The following is a 17,393-nucleotide window of genomic DNA, read 5'->3' as shown; positions in this document are numbered from 1 at the left end:
GGCGCGAATACCCCTTGTCGCGCCGTTTTTCTATGGCTGTCGCGCCACACCGCGGGGCTTGACCGAGCGGCGCTTCGCTCGCATCCTTGCGTTCCTGGGTAGGGCGATCGCCGGCCATCCCCGTCTTCGCGCTCCATCGGCAGCGCGCTCGACACGGTCTCAAAAAAGATTCCTGATGACGCTGCCGGCCCACTTCCACTAGAATGGCGCCCGATTGTGCATTGCAAAAAAATTCCTCGAACGATGCGGTCGGCCGCGGCATAACGGGCCTCCCGCTCCGAATCCATGACACAACCCACCACGAGCCATTATTTCGTCGAGACCCCCAGCATGCGCATGCTGGTACTCGCGGCGATCGGTGTCGTCTTCGGCGACATCGGCACCAGTCCTCTCTATGCATTGAAGGAGTGCTTCAGCGCCGAGCACGGCATTCCGTTCAGTCCCGAAGCCGTGATGGGCGTGATCTCGCTGCTGTTCTGGGCGATGATCCTGGTGGTATCGATCAAGTACGTGGTGTTCGTGATGCGCGCGGACAACGACGGCGAGGGCGGGGTGCTGGCGCTGATGGCGCTGGCGTTGCGCAGCGCCGCACCACGCTCGCGGCGCGCCAAGGTGCTGATGATGCTGGGCATCTTCGGCGCCTGCATGTTCTACGGCGATGCGGTGATCACGCCGGCCATCTCGGTGCTGTCGGCGGTCGAGGGCATCGAGATCGCGACGCCGGCGCTGTCGCACTATGTCATCCCGATCAGCCTGGCGATCCTGCTGGTGCTGTTCCTGCTGCAGCGGCGCGGCACCTCGTCGGTGGGCAAGCTGTTCGGACCCATCATGATGGTGTGGTTCCTGTCGCTTGGCGGGCTGGGCATCTATCACCTGATCGAGGCGCCCGCCATTCTTGCCGCGATCAATCCGCTGTACGGCGTGCGCTTCCTGCTCGAGCACACGCTGCAGGCCTTCATCGTGCTCGGCGCGGTATTCCTGGTGCTGACCGGTGCCGAGGCGCTCTATATCGACATGGGCCATTTCGGCCCCACGCCGATCCGCGTGTCCTGGTTCGCCATCGTGATGCCATGCCTGATGCTGAACTACTTCGGCCAGGGCGCGATGCTGCTGGGCAACCCCAGCGCGGTGCGCAACCCGTTCTACCTGATGGTGCCCGAGCTGCTGCTGATCCCGATGGTGCTGCTGGCCACCTGCGCAGCCGTGATCGCCTCGCAGGCGGTGATTTCCGGCGCGTTCTCGTTGACCAGCCAGGCGATCCAGCTCGGCTTCATCCCGCGCATGCGCATCCGCTACACCTCCGAAGCCGAGATCGGGCAGATCTATCTGCCGGTGATCAACTGGGTCTTGCTGGTGGCCGTCGTGCTGGTGGTGCTGGCCTTCAAGAAGTCGGAGAACCTGGCGGCGGCCTACGGCATTGCGGTGACCACCACGATGGTGATCACCACGCTGCTGGCGATCGTCGTGATGCGCCACGTGTGGAAGTGGCCGCCGGCGGTCGTGGGGGCTGCGGGGGCGGCCTTCCTGGTGATCGACCTGTCGTTCTTCTCGGCCAATCTGCTGAAGGTCGCCGAGGGCGGCTGGTTCCCGCTGCTGCTGGGCAGCGCGGCCTTCTTCCTGCTGATGACCTGGTACGGCGGCCGCAAGCTGCTGCGCGCGCGCAGCCTGGAGGAGGGCATTCCGCTGGAGCCCTTCATGGCCGGTCTGCTGGCCCATCCGCCGCACCGCGTCGAGGGCACTGCGGTCTTCCTGACCGGCAACACGGAGTTCGTGCCGGTTTCGCTGCTGCACAACCTGAAGCACAACCGCGTGCTGCATGAGCGCGTGGTGTTCCTGAGCTTCGTCACGCGCGACATTCCCTATGTCGACGACGACCACCGGCTCAGCTGCAAGAATCTCGGCGGCGGCGTCTTCATACTGAAGTCGGAATACGGCTTCAAGGAGACCCCGGACGTGCACAAGGTGCTCGATCTGTCCAAGCGCAAGCTTGACATGGAATTCGAGCTGATGGAGACCTCGTTCTTCATCGCGCGCGAGTCGGTGATCCCGTCGCGTCTGCCCGGCATGCCAATGTGGCGCGAGACGCTGTTCGCGTGGATGCATCAGAACGGCGCCAAGCCGTCCGACTTCTTCCGCATTCCGGCCAACCGGGTGGTGGAGCTGGGGACCAAGGTCGAGATCTGAACGCGGCGGCGGGGCCGACAGGCGCCGCCGATCGAATCGCCGAAAAGCCTGCGTGCGGCGCTGCCGTTTGCAGGCTTTTTTCCTTCGGTTTCGACGCGGGATGGATGTCGATTTCTATTGGTGTGCGAGACGACCGGACCCGCCCAGCCAGATGGCGTCCGCCCGCGGCAACGCCGACGATTGGCGCTTCCATTGCCAATCCGCGAGCCAGCCGGCCCGCGTCGGTAGTCGGTTGCGGGTCGAATCGAGCGCCATCAACGGCAGCAGCCGGTCGTTTGGATGCAGGCTTAGCGTTGCCTCCCATATCCGTTGCCAGGCCGCCGGCCGTTCCGTTGCCGGGTGCAGCCGTTCGATATTGCCGGCCAGGCCGGCCAGCGGCACCGGCCGGTCGAGGCGCGGCAGCCCCTGGATCGCGTGGAATACCTGCTGCGACAGCCCGCTGTCGAGAACCAGCCGCGACAAGAGCGCCAGCAGGCCGATGCGGTCCTGGCGCGGCAACTGCCTGGCGGCTTGCAGCAGGCGAAGCAGCGCTGGATCCACCAGGTCACGCGGAAGGTGGGCCATGGCATTCGCCAGGGCCGACAGGGCCGCGCCCTGTTCGTGGACAGGCAGTTCGAGCGTCATGGCAAGGATCGCGTCCCATGCGGCGCCGCTGTCCGGCGCCACGTCCAGTGTCGACGCCAGTGCCGGCAGCATCAGATTGCGGTGTTCAGGTTCGAGCGCCTCGGCATGGCCCAGGGCCGTATTCCACGCCTGCACCATCCGCTCGCCGGACACCAGTGCCAGGGCCAGCAGAACGGGACGGAACGGCAGCGCTTGCACGGCGCAGGCGTCGATCAGCGTGGTCACGAGATCGATGTTGTGCTCGCCGACGATCCCGTTCTGGACCCGACAAAGCTGCCGCAGGACGATGTAGCGCTCGCCGGATGACCGCAGATGGACCATGGCCAGGGTATACAGGGCCAGCCAGTAATCCGCCTGCAGTTGCGGTGGGAGTCCGGGAAGTGCGTCAGCCAGCGCCTCCAGCAGCCAGCAACGCAAATCGGGCGGCAGTTCGCCGAGCTTGTTGATCGCGCCATGCCAGCCCCCCAGGCAGTCCTCGGGCGGTAGCAACGGCAGCAGCTGTGCAGCGGCGATATGGCCGAGCGCGGCTGACGATCCCTGGTGGGAGGCGGCGAATTCGATCAAGCGATCGTAGTGCTGCGTGACCGTCTGCCTGTGGATCGCTCGCGTCGGCATGGCGAACGCGATCAGCAATGCCTCGGGCGTATCGGCCGGCAATTCCGCGATGGCGCGCCGCAAGGCATTCTCGGCGTCCCGAAAGGCCGGCGGCGCTTCGAATGCCGGCCGTGCCGCACCGCGCAGCGTCCAGATATGTTCACCCTCCAAAGTCGACGCCACCATCGCCGCCAACCAGTTGTTGACCGGTGGCTCGGCCAGTCGCTGCGAAGAGATATCCCGCAGCACGACTGACAGGGCATCGACCCGTAATGACGCGGGCAAGTCCATCAGTGCGTCCTGCACACGTCGATACAGCTGTCTGCGCGATTGCATGGCGCCTGACGGGAGCAGGTCGTCGCACGCCAGCATCGCGAGCACCACCGTGCCGAGCGGTGCGGGACGCACGGCCTCCGGCAGGCGCTCCACCGCGCCGAGCAGCGAACCGGCGGCGGACAGCGAGAGCGCGGGCGGCATCCGGCAAATCGATCGGCCCAGCCGGGCCAGGACCTCCGAGCGGGGCCCCGGCTGCAGGCGAAGGCTGTCGCGCAATACCGCATCGAGGTTCGATGGTGTCACCGCGCGATCGCTGCGCACGTCGATACCGTGCCGGAAGGCCATCGGTCCCAGCAGGCGAAGGCAATGCGGCTCCACACGGGACAGCGCGCTGAGGTCGCGCGGGCCGAGATATTCGGCCAACTGCAACAAGATGGGGTCGGGCAATGCCGCGAATCCGAGCCCCCGAGGCCAGGCGCGCGCCGCAGGGCTCGGGCCGCGAGCCGGACGGCCCGCGCCGCCTTTGGTCTGCGTCGTTGCCGCTTGACCAAGGTGCCGACGGCCCCATGACAACCATCGATCCAGCAGTGTCTGGCCGGGCTGTCCCGGCTGTGCATTGGCTTCTGGGCGCAAGGGCGAGATGGAGGGCATCCTGTCGCCCCCAGCAGGGAAGGAGGGCGAGGCCCGCATGCCGCTGGAGCAGGCCGGTTCGGGGTGTTTGAAAGTGGGCCGCTGGGGCGAGGACGAGATAGGACTGCCTGCTGCCTGCATAGTCGATTCCTCCTGGCGATGGTGCGCGACGCCGGACGGTTTGCCGGCGTAACGCGTGACGGCAGTCTCGACGGTGCAAGCCAGGGGGATATCGAAAAACGAACGCGGGCTTTGAGATCCCGTTCCGTGACGGGCGGCACGACGGCCGCCCGTATCTGCTTACCGCTTCAGCTTGGCAAACGCCGCCGCCATCGCGCCGGCGGGTTCGGCTTCGCGCCGGCCGCCGTTCTGAAAGCCGCGGGCCGGGCGGTTGCCGCCGCGGTCGGGGCGCTCGCCGCCGGCGGCGCGATTGCCGCTCTGGCCGGGCTCGTCGTCGAGGCGCATCGACAAGCCGATCCGGTTGCGCTTGACGTCGACTTCCATCACCTTGACCTTGACGATCTGGCCGGCCTTGACGACCTCGTGCGCGTCCTTGACGAACTTGTTCGACAGCGCCGAGATATGGACCAGCCCGTCCTGGTGCACGCCGATATCGACGAAGGCGCCGAAGGCGGCGACGTTGGTCACCACGCCCTCGAGCACCATGCCGGGCTGCAGGTCCTTGATGTCCTCGACGCCGTCCTGGAAGGTGGCGGTCTTGAACTCCGGACGCGGGTCGCGGCCGGGTTTCTCCAGTTCGCTGAGGATGTCGCGCACGGTCGGCAGGCCGAAGGTATCGTCGGTGAACTGCGTCGGCGACAGCCCGCGCAGCGCGTCGCGATTGCCCATGACCTCGCGCAGATCCTTCTTGATATGGTCGAGGATGCGCTTGACCACCGGGTAGGCCTCCGGGTGGACCGACGAGCGGTCCAGCGGATTGTCGCCGTCGTTGATGCGCAGGAAGCCCGCCGCCTGCTCGAAGGTCTTGTCGCCCAGCCGCGGCACCTTCTTCAGCGCATCGCGATTGGGGAAGGCGCCGTTGGCGTCGCGGAACTCGACGATATTGCGCGCCAGCACGCTGTTCAGGCCCGACACGCGCGCCAGCAGCGGCACCGACGCGGTGTTGACGTCGACGCCCACGGCATTCACGCAGTCCTCGACCACCGCGTCGAGCGTGCGCGCCAGTTCGCGCTGGTTGACGTCGTGCTGGTACTGGCCGACGCCGATCGATTTCGGATCGATCTTGACCAGTTCGGCCAGCGGGTCCTGCAGCCGTCGCGCGATCGACACGGCGCCGCGCAGCGACACGTCCAGATCGGGAAATTCCTTCGCCGCCAGTTCCGAGGCCGAATAGACCGAGGCACCGGCCTCGCTGACGACGATCTTGGTCAGCTTCAGCTCGGGCGCCTGACGCATCAGGTCCTGCACCAGCTTGTCGGTCTCGCGGCTCGCGGTGCCGTTGCCGATCGATACCAGCGAGACGCCGTGCTGCTTGGCCAGGCGCGCCAGCGTGGCCAGCGAACCGTTCCAGTCGCGGCGCGGCTCGTGCGGGTAGATCGTCGCGGTCTCCAGCAGCTTGCCGGTGGCGTCGACCACCGCGATCTTGCAGCCCGTGCGGATGCCCGGGTCGATGCCCATCACCGCCTTCGGTCCGGCCGGGGCGGCCAGCAGCAGCTCATGCAGATTGCGGCCGAAGATCTTGATCGCCTCGCCTTCCGCGCTTTCGCGCAGCTGGGTCAGCAGTTCGGTTTCCAGATGCGGCTGCACCTTGACGCGCCAGCACCAGCGGCAGACATCGCCCAGCCATTTGTCGGCGGGGCGGCTCAGGTTCTGGATGCCGACATGGCGCGCGATCATCGCCTCGCAGGGATGGGGCACCAGCGCGTCCTGTTCCTCGCCCAGCCCGAGCTTGATCATCAGCACGCCGGCATTGCGGCCGCGGAACAGCGCCAGCGCCCGGTGCGACGGGATCGTGCGGATGGTCTCGCTGTAGTTGTAGTAATCGCGGAACTTCTCTTCCTCTGCGGTTTCCTTGCCTTCGACCACCGACGAGGTGACCACGCCGTTGGCCCACAGATGTTCGCGCAGCTTGCCCAGCAGCTCCGCGGTCTCGCCGAACTGCTCCGACAGGATGTCGCGCGCGCCGTCCAGCGCGGCCTTGACGTCGGGCACGCCGCCGTCGGCCGTGGGCTTGCCGTTGACGTATTTGGCCGCCTCCGTCTGCGGCTCCAGCGTCGGGTCGGCCAGCAGCGCCTGCGCCAGCGGCTCCAGGCCGCATTCGCGCGCGATCTGGGCGCGGGTGCGGCGCTTGGGCTTGTAGGGCAGGTACAGATCTTCCAGCGCCTGTTTGGTGACGGCCGCCTCGATCGCCGTGCGCAGCTCGGGGGTCAGCTTGCCCTGTTCCTCAATCGACGCCAGGATCGCGGCACGGCGTTCCTCCATGTCGCGCAGGTACAGCAGCCGTTCCTCGAGCGCGCGCAGTTGCGTGTCGTCGAGGTTGCCGGTGACCTCCTTGCGGTAGCGCGCGATGAACGGCACGGTGGCGCCTTCGTCGAGCAGTTCGACGGCCGCCGCCACCTGGCGGGGTTGGACGGACAGCTCGGCCGCGATGAGCGACACGATCTTTTGCGTGACGGAAGCTGGCAGGTTGGACATCGGAAAAACACTCAGTCGAAAGCGGGGCATTTTGCCACAAGCGAAGGGCGCTTCATCCGGCATGCAGACAGCACAGGGATCGATTCTGAATCGCGCCCCGAACCGGGTCGGCAGGCGGGCGTCCGTGGGCGCGGCGGCATGCCCCGATGGTAGAATCCGCCCCATGAACCTCAAGCCACAACGGGCCGCATTGCCGGCATGTTTTCCGGCCGCCGAGCGCGCGGCAACGACGGCTGCCACCGGGCTGGCCAAGGGCCTGATGCTGGCACTGGCGTGCCTGGCCGTGCCGCTGCCGGCGGCGCTGGCGCAGGGCCCGGCCGCTGCGCCGACCGCTGCGCCGACGTCTGCACCGGCCGCTGGCTCCGCGGATCTGGCGCCGCCGCGCGACTTCGACGCCGAGCGCAAGGCGGTGTCCGACTCGCGCGCCTGGACGAACTACCGCTTCGCCACGGCCGAGCGCGCCTGCTACGACAAGTTCTTCGTCACCAACTGCATCGAGCGCGCCAAGGAAACCCAGCGCGCCGAGCTGGCGGTGCTGCGCGAGCGGGAGCTCGAAATCGGCGAGGCCGAGCGCGCGTTCAAGGCCGCCAGGCGCGACCGCGAGCAGGCGCTGCGCCAGGCCGAGTACGAGGCCAGCCAGCCGCAGCGCGCCGCCGAGGAGCAGGCCAATCGCGCCGATTTCGAGCGCAAGCAGCAGGAGCAGAAGCTGCGCGATGCGCAGCGGCAGGCCGAGGCGCCGGAGCGCGCCGCCAACGCCGCGGCCTACCAGCAGAAGCAGGCCGACTACGACGCGCGGATGCGCGAGGCGCGCGAGCGCGGTGCGGAACAGGCCCGCCAGCGTGCGGAGAACGCCAAGGCGTACGAAGCGAAGCAGCAGCAGGCGATCCAGCGGCAGCGCGAGGTCGAGGAGCGCCGCGCCAAGGCCAAGGAAAAGCAGAGCAGCGGCGAATCGCCGCGGCCGTTCGGCTTCTGATGATGGACGTCGCCGGTGGGGGAGGCCAATGGACGATGGACCGCGATCTGAACACCCTGGCACGCCAGATCATCGAGTTGCAGATCGAACACCGCGATCTGGACTATCTGATCGACCGGCTGTCCGGCGAGGCCGGCCACGATGAACTGCATTTGCGCCGGCTGAAGAAGCGCCGGCTAAAGCTGAAGGACGCCATCACACTGCTGCAGCTGCAGCTCGAACCCGACGTACCCGCCTGATCTCCCGGTCCGCGATCCCGCGGCCCGCCATGCCCGCGTCGCCAGCCATCGCCGGCGACGCACGAATTCCTGCCAGCCTTGTCCGATTCCGATCTTTCCCATCCCGGCGACGATGCCGCCGGCCCCGCCATCCAGCCGGACGCGGCCGACGCGCGCGCCGCGGCGCTGGCGCGCATCTTCGCGCCGACCGGCACGCTGGCGCAGGCCATCGACGGCTACCGGCCGCGCGATGCGCAGGCGAAGATGGCAGCCGCGGTGGCCGATGCGATCGAGGCGCACGATACGGTGATCGTCGAGGCCGGCACGGGCACGGGCAAGACCTTTGCGTATCTGGTCCCGGCGATGCTGTGGGGCGGCAAGGTGATCCTGTCGACCGGGACCAAGAACCTGCAGGACCAGCTGTTCCTGCGCGACATCCCGACCGTGCGCCGCGCGCTCAATGTGCCGGTCTCGGTTGCGCTGCTCAAGGGCCGCGCCAACTACGTCTGCCATTACCACATGGAGCGCGCGCAGATGAACGGGCGGCTGGCGTCCAAGCAGGACGCGGCGTGGCTGCGCGAGATCGCGAACTTCGCCAAGACCACGTCGTCCGGCGACAAGGCCGAACTCGCCAGCGTGCCGGAGAACGCGCCGGTATGGCAACTGGTGACCTCGACCCGCGACAACTGTCTCGGCACCGAATGCCCGCACCACAAGGAATGCTTCGTGATGCGGGCGCGCAAGGAAGCGCAGCAGGCCGACCTGGTGGTCGTCAACCATCACCTGTTCTTCGCCGACGTGGTGCTGCGCGATACCGGCATGGCCGAGCTGCTGCCGGCCGCGAATACCGTGATCTTCGACGAGGCGCACCAGCTGCCGGAGACCGCGACACTGTTCTTCGGCGACAGCCTGTCGACCAGCCAGCTGCTGGAGCTGGCGCGCGATACGGTGGCGGAGGGCCTGTCGCATGCGCGGGATGCCGCCGACTGGGTCGGCATCGTGGCGCCGTTCGAACGCGCCACGCGCGATCTGCGGCTGGCCTTCGGCAAGGACAATGTGCGGCTGGCGCTGGGGCAGATCGAGGCCGACGCTCGCATCGGCGAGCCGTTCTTCGAGACGCTCGACGCGCTGGAGAAGGCGTTGGACGATGTGGTGGCCCTGCTGCAGGGCCAGGCGGAGCGCGCCGAATCGCTGGAGCAGTGCCATCGGCGCGCGCTGGAACTGGCGCAGCGGCTGGCCGCCTGGCGCGACGACAGTCCGGCGCCGCAGCCTGTGGCCGATGCGGGCGAGTCCGGTGGCGCGACCGAGCAGCCGGCATTGACGGGAACGACAACGCTGCCGGAGTCTGGCGTTGCCTCGGAGGAGCCCACCGGCGATGCGCCGACTTCCGACCAGATGGCGCCGAACGTCAGGCCGCCCGAAACGGTGCGCTGGGTCGAGGTGTTCTCGCACACCGTACAGCTGCATCGCACGCCGCTGTCGATCGCACCGATCTTCTCGCGCCAGCGGGCCGGCCATCCGCGCGCGTGGATCTTCACGTCGGCGACGCTGTCGGTCAAAGGCAATTTCGCCCACTATGCCGCGCAGCTGGGGCTCGACAAGGACCGCTCGCTGTCCCTGCCAAGTCCATTCGATTACGGCGAGCAGGGCCTGCTATACGTGCCGCGCGAGCTGCCGGCGCCGCAGTCGCCGCAGTTCACCGATGCCGTGGTGGCGGCCGCCTTGCCGCTGATCGAAGCGGCCGGCGGGCGCACCTTCCTGCTTTGCACCACGCTGCGCGCGGTGCAGCGCGCCTCCGACCTGCTGTACGAAGCGTTCGCCGAGCGCGGACTGCAGCTGCCGATCCTGGTGCAGGGGCAGGCCAGTCGCACCGAGCTGCTCGACCGCTTCCGCGAGCTGGGCAATGCGGTGCTGGTCGGCAGTCAGAGCTTCTGGGAGGGCGTCGATGTGCGCGGCGAAGCGTTGTCGCTGGTGGTGATCGACAAGCTGCCGTTCGCGCCGCCCGACGACCCGGTGCTGGCCGCGCGCATGGAGGCGCTGCAGAAGAAGGGCCTGAGCCCGTTCGCCGTGCACCAGTTGCCGCACGCGGTGATCACGCTGAAGCAGGGCGCCGGCCGGCTGATTCGCTCGGAGAGCGACCGTGGCGTACTGGTGATCTGCGACACGCGGCTGGTCGAGAAGCCCTATGGGCGGCAAATCTGGCAGAGCCTGCCGCCGTTCAAGCGCACGCGCGAGCGCGATACGGTGATTGCGTTCCTGCAGGGACTGAAGAAGGAATAGGGCGTGCGGACCGCTGCGGTATGGCGGCGCCAATGAAAAAGCCCGGTTCGGATTTGCCGAACCGGGCTTTTTTGGGGCAGTCGCTTATGTCGGTCGCTTATGTCGGTCGCTTATGTCGGTCGCTTATGCCGGTCGCTCATGCGAGTCGCTGACCGATCAGAACAGCTTCCACCACGGCTTGTCCTTGTCGCGGCGCTCGCCGTACTTGATGAAGTCGCTGTCGGGGAAGTTGGTCTGCATCACGCGCATCGTATCGTCGCGCAGGTCCTTCATGCCCAGCGCCTCGTACGAACGGATCATGATGTACAGCGCCTCTTCGTTGGCCGGCGCGCCATCGTAGTCCTTCAGTGCCTGCTGCGCGCGATTGACCGCCGCCAGGTAGGCGCCGCGGCGATAGTAGTAGCGCGCCGCGTGGACTTCGTGCTGGGCCAGCGAATTGACGATGTACTGCATCCGCGCGGCGGCATCCGGCGTGTACTTGCTTTCGGGGAAGCGCGTGACCAGCGTATGGAACGCGTCGTACGCCGCCCGTGCCGCCTTCGGATCGCGCTCGCTCAGGTCCTGGCCCGAGAAGCGGCCGAGCCAGCCGAGGTTGTCGTTGAAGTTGATCAGCCCCTTCAGGTAGTAGGCGTAATCGACGCTGGGGTGGTTCGGGTGCAGCTGGATGAAGCGGTCGACCGACGCCAGCGCGGCTGCCGTCTCGCCGTCCTTGTAGTTGGCGTAGGCCGTATCGATCTGCGCCTGCTGCGCGAACCGGCCGAACGGATAGCGGCCCTCGAGCTTCTCGTACAGCTTGACCGCGCGCGGATAGTCGCCGCTGTCGAGGGCGTCCTTGGCTTCCGAATATAATTTGTTGGCTGACCAACCCGAGGTTTCGTCGGGTTGTTCCGAGAGCAGGCCGCATGCCGACAGCATGACGCAGCCGCCCGCGAGCAACATCGCTCCAACTCTTGCGCGCCAACTGGCGCGTCTCGTGCTCATCGATTGCATGGGCAACCTATTCCGGATGAAAAAAAGCGTCAAGCATTATAGCCCAAGCCCCTCGGTCGCCAGCCCGCAAGCGGCCCTCGACAGCGAGGCCGACCGCAATACGGTGGTCGAAACCGACCTGGAGGATTTCGACGAGCTGCCCGCAGCCGCACTTGTCGAGGCAGAAAGCGGCGCCGACATGGTGCCGGTGGTGCTGGAAGTCGACAGCGCCGCACACGGAGAACGGCTCGATAAATTATTGGCCCGCCAACTCAGCGAATTCTCGCGCAGCCGCATCCAGCAGTGGATCGACAGCGGCGCCGTGACGGTCGATGGCGCCGTGCGCCGGCCGCGCGACAGCGTGCAGATGGGGCAGCGCATCGAGGTCAGGCCGCAAGCCGCGCCCGAGACGCTGGCCTTCACGGCAGAGCCGGTACCGCTTGAGGTCGTCTACGAAGACGCAGCGCTGCTGGTGATCGACAAACCGGCCGGCCTGGTGGTGCATCCCGCCGCCGGCAACTGGAGCGGCACCGTGCTCAACGGGCTGCTGCATCGCGATCCGGCGGCGGCCGCGCTGCCGCGCGCGGGCATCGTCCACCGGCTCGACAAGGAGACCTCGGGCCTGATGGTGGTGGCGCGCTCGCTGACCGCGCAGACCGATCTGGTGCGGCAGCTGCAGGCCCGCACGGTCAAGCGGACCTATCTGGCGCTGGTGTGGGGCGAGGCGCCCGACGAAGGCACCATCGATGCGCCGATCGGCCGCGATCCACGCGAGCGCACCCGCATGGCGATCGTGCATACCTCCAGCGGCAAGCCCTCGCGCACGCATTTCCGCACGCTCGGCGTGGCCCCGCTCGGACGCGGCTGCGTGTCGATGGTGATGTGCCAGCTCGAAACCGGGCGCACGCATCAGATCCGCGTGCATTTCGAATCGATCGGCCATCCGCTGCTGGGCGATCCGGTCTATCACCGCGCCACCCAGCGCGGCCAGCGCCCTGCCATCAAGGCACCGCTGCCGGTGCCGTTCGAACGCCAGGCGCTGCATGCCTATCGGCTCGGGCTGGTGCATCCGGTCAGCGGCAAGGCGATGTCGTGGCGTGCGCCCGCGCCGGACGATCTGCAGGCGCTGATCGACGCGCTCGACTTCACCACGCTGGAGGAGCGCGACTACGGCGCGGACGACGAGGACGGCCAGGCGTGGGACGGCGCCATCCTCTATGAAGGCGACGACGATGATGACGATGACGATCGCGACGATGCGGGGCGCCGATGACCAACGATGATGCCGGCCGGCTCTCGCAATGGATTCCCGATTGGCCGGCGCCGGCGCAGGTCCGCGCGCTGTCCACGACGCGCATCGGCGGCGTCAGCCGCGGCACGTACGGTCTGGCAGACGGCAGCGCGGGCGGGCTCAATCTCGGCACCCATGTCGGCGACGATGCCGATGCGGTTGCGGAGAACCGGCGGCGCCTGCAGGCCTGGCTGCCCTCGGCGCCCAGATGGCTGGAACAGGTGCATGGCTGTGCGGTGGTGACAGTCGATGGTGGCGAAGTTGTCGATGGTGGTGATGATGTCGACGGCTCGGCGAACGACGCGCCGCCGCGCGCCGATGCCAGCACCAGCACAACGCCGGGACAGGTCTGCGCGGTAATGACGGCCGACTGCCTGCCGGTCCTGCTGTGCGACCGTGCCGGCACGGTGGTCGGTGCCGCGCATGCGGGTTGGCGTGGCCTGTGCGAGGGCGTGATCGAGGCCACGTTGGACCGCATGGCCAAACAACGCACGGACGCCGGATCTTCACCGCAGTGGCTCGCGTGGCTCGGCCCGGCGATCGGGCCCGATGCATTCGAAGTCGGTGCCGAAGTCCGTTCCGCGTTTCTCGAGCGGGCGTTGCCGCGCGAGCGCGATGCGGTGGAGCAGGCATTCCGGCCCGCCGCGGCCGGCAAATACCTCGCGGACCTGTACGCGCTCGCCCGCATCCGGCTGGCACGTGCCGGTTGTGTCGAGGTCTACGGGGGCGATGCCTGCACGGTCAGCGATCCGCAGCGCTTCTATTCGTATCGGCGCGATGGCGTGACCGGGCGGATGGCGAGTCTGGTGTGGCTGGAGACGACGGCGACAAGATAAGCCGCCGAACGCAGGGAAGGGCAGCCCGACGCAAGCTCCGCTGCCCTATTGTCCGAACGACCGGACATTTGCCTCACGGATTGCCGCCGCCCTCCGGCGGTGTCGCCGCCGCGGCCTTGGCCGCGGCAACGGCGGCCTGTTCCGCTGCGCGCCGCCGCTTGCGGCGTCCCGGCGTGCCGAGAATATAGAGCAGCAGCGCGACCGGCCCGACGCCATACAGCAGGAAGGTGGCGACGGCGGCCACCACCGTATGTTCGGTAATGGCCATCATCAGCGCGACGTAGAGCCAGCCGATCGCGACGATATACATCGGAATTTCATCCTCCTGGTGGACACTGTCCGGGCCCCCGATCGCCGCGCGCAAAGCGCCTTTGAGTCAAGACGTTTCCCGCATTGACAGCGTCGTCGTTGCAAGGCAACAATGCCCCGGACGGCGAGTAACTGCGCGGCCGCAGCGCCCCGCACCACGGCGTGTCGTGGAAAGCGCGCTGGCCGTCATTCGGCAAGCATACCGCACGCGCACCGTGGCCGGAGGAGCGCGACGCATGCCGGTTCTCCCGGAGCGAATCGCCGAGCGGCGTTCCGGGCCGGCTCACCCATCAGACGGCAGAGAGACACGACATCATGGCGACCGGCAAAGGCGCGGCAGCTTCCGCACAGGAAGAAAAGACCACACCGTTTTCATCGACGCCGGGGCCATTCGATCCAGCAACATGGCTGGAGTGGTCCAGGCAGGCCCAGGCCAATGGCGGCATGCCGTTCGGCATGCCGGGCGCGGATGCCTTCGCGGCGCTGGGCACTTTGCCTGGCGGTGCATTCCCCGGCGGTGCCTTTCCGGGAATCAAGATCGCTCCCGCGCAATTGGCCGACATCCAGCAGCGCTTCATGCAGGGTTTCACCGACCTGTGGCGCGCGATGGCCGCCGGCGACCAACAGCAGGTGCAACTGACCGACCGCCGCTTTGCCGGCGATGCCTGGCGCAGCAACGCGCCGTATCGCTATGCCGCGGCCTTCTACCTGCTGACCGCGCGTGCGATGAGCGAGATGGCCGATGCGGTCGAGGCCGATGCCAAGACGCGGCAGCGCATCCGCTTTGCCGTGGCGCAATGGGTCGACGCGATGTCGCCGGCCAATTTCCTCGCCACCAATCCCGAGGCGCAGCGGCGCCTGATCGAGTCGAATGGCGAATCGCTGCGCGCGGGCCTGCGCAACATGCTCGAGGATCTGACCCGCGGCAAGATCTCGCAGACCGACGAGTCCGCCTTCGAGGTCGGCCGCAATGTCGCGATCACCGAGGGCGCGGTGGTCTACGAGAACGAATACTTCCAGCTGCTGCAGTACAAGCCGCTGACCGCCAAGGTGCATGCGCGTCCGCTGCTGATGGTGCCGCCCTGCATCAACAAGTACTACATCCTCGACCTGCAGCCGGAAAGCTCGCTGGTGCGCCATATCGTCGAGCAGGGGCACACGGTGTTCCTGGTGTCATGGCGCAATCCCGATGCCAGCATGGCGGCGCGTACCTGGGACGACTACATCGAACACGGCGCGATCCGCGCGATCGAGGTGGCGCGCGAGATCAGCGGGCAGGAGCGCATCAACGTGCTGGGCTTCTGCGTCGGCGGCACGATCGTGTCGACTGCGCTGGCGGTGCTGGCGGGACGCGGCGAACGCCCCGCGCAGAGCCTGACGCTGCTGACCACGCTGCTGGACTTCTCCAATACCGGCGTGCTGGACGTCTTCGTCGACGAAGCCCACGTGCAGTTGCGCGAAGCGACGCTGGGCGGCGCTGCCGGCGCGCCGTGCGCCTTGCTGCGCGGCGTCGAGCTGGCCAACACGTTCTCGTTCCTGCGGCCGAACGATCTGGTCTGGAACTATGTGGTCGACAACTACCTGAAGGGCAACACGCCGGTGCCGTTCGACCTGCTGTTCTGGAACGGCGACGCGACCAATCTGCCGGGCCCCTGGTATTGCTGGTATCTGCGCCATACCTATCTGCAGGACGAGCTGAAGGTGCCGGGCAAGCTGACCGTCTGCGGCGTGCCGGTCGACCTGGGCAAGATCGACGTGCCGACCTATGTGTACGGTTCGCGCGAGGACCATATCGTGCCGTGGACCGCGGCGTATGCGTCGACGCGACTGTTGTCCAACGACCTGCGCTTCGTGCTGGGCGCCTCCGGCCATATCGCTGGCGTGATCAACCCGCCGGCGAAGAAGAAGCGCAGCCACTGGCTGAACGACGAATTGCCCGACAGTCCAAACGACTGGTTTGCCGGCGCCACCGAGGTGCCGGGAAGCTGGTGGCCGGACTGGTTCGCCTGGCTGGGCAAGCACGCCGGCGCGAAAAAGGCGGCGCCGACGCAGTACGGCAGCCGCGACTATCCGGTCATCGAGCCGGCGCCGGGCCGCTACGTCAAGGCAAAGGCTTAGAGAACCGGGGCAACGCGACACCGGAGGCAACGTCGGACCGGCAACCGCTCAGGGCGATCGCGCTGATCGACTGCTTCCCGTCTGCGCTTCGCATCGACATCGACATCGACATCGAAACCATCCTGAATTCGCAGTATCCGTATTCCATTGAGAGGACAGAACATGACTGACGTTGTGATCGTATCGGCCGCCCGTACCGCGGTAGGCAAATTCGGCGGGTCGCTGGCCAAGGTGCCGGCACCCGAATTGGGCGCGATCGTCATCAAGGCCGCGCTCGAGCGCGCCGGCGTCAAGCCGGAGCAGGTCAGCGAAGTGATCATGGGCCAGGTGCTGACCGCCGGCTCGGGACAGAACCCGGCGCGCCAGGCGGCGATCAAGGCAGGGCTGCCGCATATGGTTCCCGCGATGACGATCAACAAGGTTTGCGGTTCGGGCCTGAAGGCCGTGATGCTTGCCGCCAACGCGATCGCCTCCGGCGATGCCGAGATCGTCGTGGCCGGTGGCCAGGAGAACATGAGCGCGGCGCCGCACGTGCTGCCGGGCTCGCGCGATGGCTTCCGTATGGGCGACGCCAGGCTGATCGACACGATGATCGTCGACGGCCTGTGGGACGTCTACAACCAGTACCACATGGGCATCACCGCCGAGAACGTCGCCAAGGAATATGGCATCTCGCGCGAGGCGCAGGACGAGTTCGCGGTCAGTTCGCAGAACAAGGCCGAGGCCGCGCAGAAGGCCGGCCGCTTCGATGAGGAAATCGTTCCCGTGATGATTCCGCAGCGCAAGGGCGAGCCGCTGGCGTTTGCCACCGACGAGTTCGTGCGCCACGGCGCCACGCTGGAGAGCATCGCCAGCCTGAAGCCGGCCTTCGACAAGGCCGGCACCGTGACCGCGGCCAACGCGTCGGGCATCAACGACGGCGCGGCGGCGGTGGTGGTGATGTCGGCCGCCAAGGCACGCGAGCTCGGGCTGACGCCGCTCGCCACGATCCGCGCGTTTGCCAATGCCGGCGTCGATCCCAAGGTGATGGGCATGGGCCCGGTGCCGGCCTCGCAGCGCTGCCTGTCGCGCGCCGGCTGGAGCGTGCAGGATCTGGACCTGATGGAAATCAACGAGGCCTTCGCCGCGCAGGCACTGGCGGTGCACAAGCAGATGGGCTGGGACACCGACAAGGTCAACGTCAATGGCGGTGCGATCGCGATCGGCCATCCGATCGGCGCTTCCGGCTGCCGCATTCTGGTGACGCTGCTGCACGAGATGAAGCGCCGCGATGCGAAGAAGGGCCTGGCGTCGCTGTGCATCGGCGGCGGCATGGGGGTGGCGCTCGCCGTCGAACGGTGAGGAGGGGTGGGCCGGCGGGCAGGGTGTAAATGCGGGCGGCATGGCGCCGTCCGTCCGGCGCGCCGGCGTCGATAACAAGAATCTGATCAGGAGTG

12 protein-coding genes are annotated in these 17,393 nt (G+C 67.5%); 8 read left to right on the top strand and 4 right to left on the bottom strand.

Annotated features, from left to right (window positions below; genetic code table 11):
* Positions 1 to 285: 285 nt before the first annotated feature.
* A complete protein-coding gene (locus HTY53_RS06495) occupies positions 286 to 2,184 on the top strand; it encodes a potassium transporter Kup (protein WP_174105654.1) in 1,899 nt (632 codons plus the stop codon).
* Between the two features lie 114 nt (positions 2,185 to 2,298).
* Here HTY53_RS06495 and HTY53_RS06490 read toward each other — a convergent pair whose 3' ends face one another.
* Together HTY53_RS06490 and HTY53_RS06485 are read right to left on the bottom strand one after the other, a co-directional pair.
* Positions 2,299 to 4,125: a hypothetical protein gene (locus tag HTY53_RS06490; RefSeq protein WP_174105652.1), complete on the bottom strand. Its 1,827-nt coding sequence runs from the start codon at positions 4,123 to 4,125 to the stop codon at positions 2,299 to 2,301.
* 483 nt (positions 4,126 to 4,608) lie between these two features.
* A complete protein-coding gene (locus HTY53_RS06485) occupies positions 4,609 to 6,963 on the bottom strand; it encodes a Tex family protein (protein WP_174105651.1) in 2,355 nt (784 codons plus the stop codon).
* Between the two features lie 163 nt (positions 6,964 to 7,126).
* Here HTY53_RS06485 and HTY53_RS06480 point away from each other — a divergent pair, with 163 nt between their 5' ends.
* From HTY53_RS06480 to HTY53_RS06470, 3 genes are all read left to right on the top strand, one after another.
* Positions 7,127 to 7,936 carry a hypothetical protein gene (locus HTY53_RS06480; protein WP_174105649.1) on the top strand — a complete coding sequence of 270 codons (810 nt, stop codon included), beginning with the start codon at positions 7,127 to 7,129 and terminating at the stop codon, positions 7,934 to 7,936.
* 35 nt (positions 7,937 to 7,971) lie between these two features.
* Complete coding sequence (locus HTY53_RS06475; protein WP_174105875.1) at positions 7,972 to 8,175, top strand: DUF465 domain-containing protein; 204 nt, start codon at positions 7,972 to 7,974, stop codon at positions 8,173 to 8,175.
* Between the two features lie 78 nt (positions 8,176 to 8,253).
* Positions 8,254 to 10,434 (top strand): ATP-dependent DNA helicase, encoded by a 2,181-nt coding sequence (locus tag HTY53_RS06470; protein ID WP_254599848.1) that lies wholly within the window; start codon positions 8,254 to 8,256, stop codon positions 10,432 to 10,434.
* Between the two features lie 156 nt (positions 10,435 to 10,590).
* On the opposite strand, the gene HTY53_RS06465 is transcribed toward HTY53_RS06470, so the two are convergent.
* Positions 10,591 to 11,424 carry an outer membrane protein assembly factor BamD gene (locus tag HTY53_RS06465; RefSeq protein WP_174105648.1) on the bottom strand — a complete coding sequence of 278 codons (834 nt, stop codon included), beginning with the start codon at positions 11,422 to 11,424 and terminating at the stop codon, positions 10,591 to 10,593.
* Between HTY53_RS06465 and HTY53_RS06460 the strand changes: the two genes are divergently transcribed.
* Together HTY53_RS06460 and pgeF are read left to right on the top strand one after the other, a co-directional pair.
* On the top strand, positions 11,423 to 12,676 hold the full coding sequence (locus tag HTY53_RS06460; RefSeq protein ID WP_438820932.1) for an RluA family pseudouridine synthase: 1,254 nt from the start codon (positions 11,423 to 11,425) through the stop codon (positions 12,674 to 12,676). The genes HTY53_RS06465 and HTY53_RS06460 overlap by 2 nt on opposite strands.
* Positions 12,673 to 13,530 carry a peptidoglycan editing factor PgeF gene (pgeF, locus tag HTY53_RS06455; RefSeq protein ID WP_174105646.1) on the top strand — a complete coding sequence of 286 codons (858 nt, stop codon included), beginning with the start codon at positions 12,673 to 12,675 and terminating at the stop codon, positions 13,528 to 13,530. Before HTY53_RS06460 ends, pgeF begins: the two co-directional genes overlap by 4 nt.
* A gap of 73 nt (positions 13,531 to 13,603) precedes the next feature.
* Here pgeF and HTY53_RS06450 read toward each other — a convergent pair whose 3' ends face one another.
* Positions 13,604 to 13,840, bottom strand: coding sequence for a hypothetical protein (locus tag HTY53_RS06450; protein WP_174105644.1), 237 nt, complete (start codon positions 13,838 to 13,840; stop codon positions 13,604 to 13,606).
* A 314-nt stretch (positions 13,841 to 14,154) separates the two neighbouring features.
* Here HTY53_RS06450 and phaC point away from each other — a divergent pair, with 314 nt between their 5' ends.
* The gene (gene phaC, locus HTY53_RS06445; protein ID WP_174105642.1) at positions 14,155 to 15,957 is read left to right on the top strand and encodes a class I poly(R)-hydroxyalkanoic acid synthase; all 1,803 of its coding nucleotides are present in this window, start codon (positions 14,155 to 14,157) and stop codon (positions 15,955 to 15,957) included.
* A gap of 162 nt (positions 15,958 to 16,119) precedes the next feature.
* Entirely contained in the window at positions 16,120 to 17,298 is a 1,179-nt protein-coding gene (locus tag HTY53_RS06440; protein ID WP_174105640.1) for an acetyl-CoA C-acetyltransferase, read from the top strand.
* The last annotated feature ends 95 nt before the right edge of the window (positions 17,299 to 17,393 follow it).

The sequence above is a fragment of the Cupriavidus gilardii genome, from assembly GCF_013314895.1.
In the GTDB taxonomy this organism is placed as follows: Bacteria; Pseudomonadota; Gammaproteobacteria; order Burkholderiales; family Burkholderiaceae; genus Cupriavidus; species Cupriavidus gilardii_C.
Note: the sequence above shows the minus strand (reverse complement) of the source record. Positions and strands in the feature narration are given on the sequence as shown.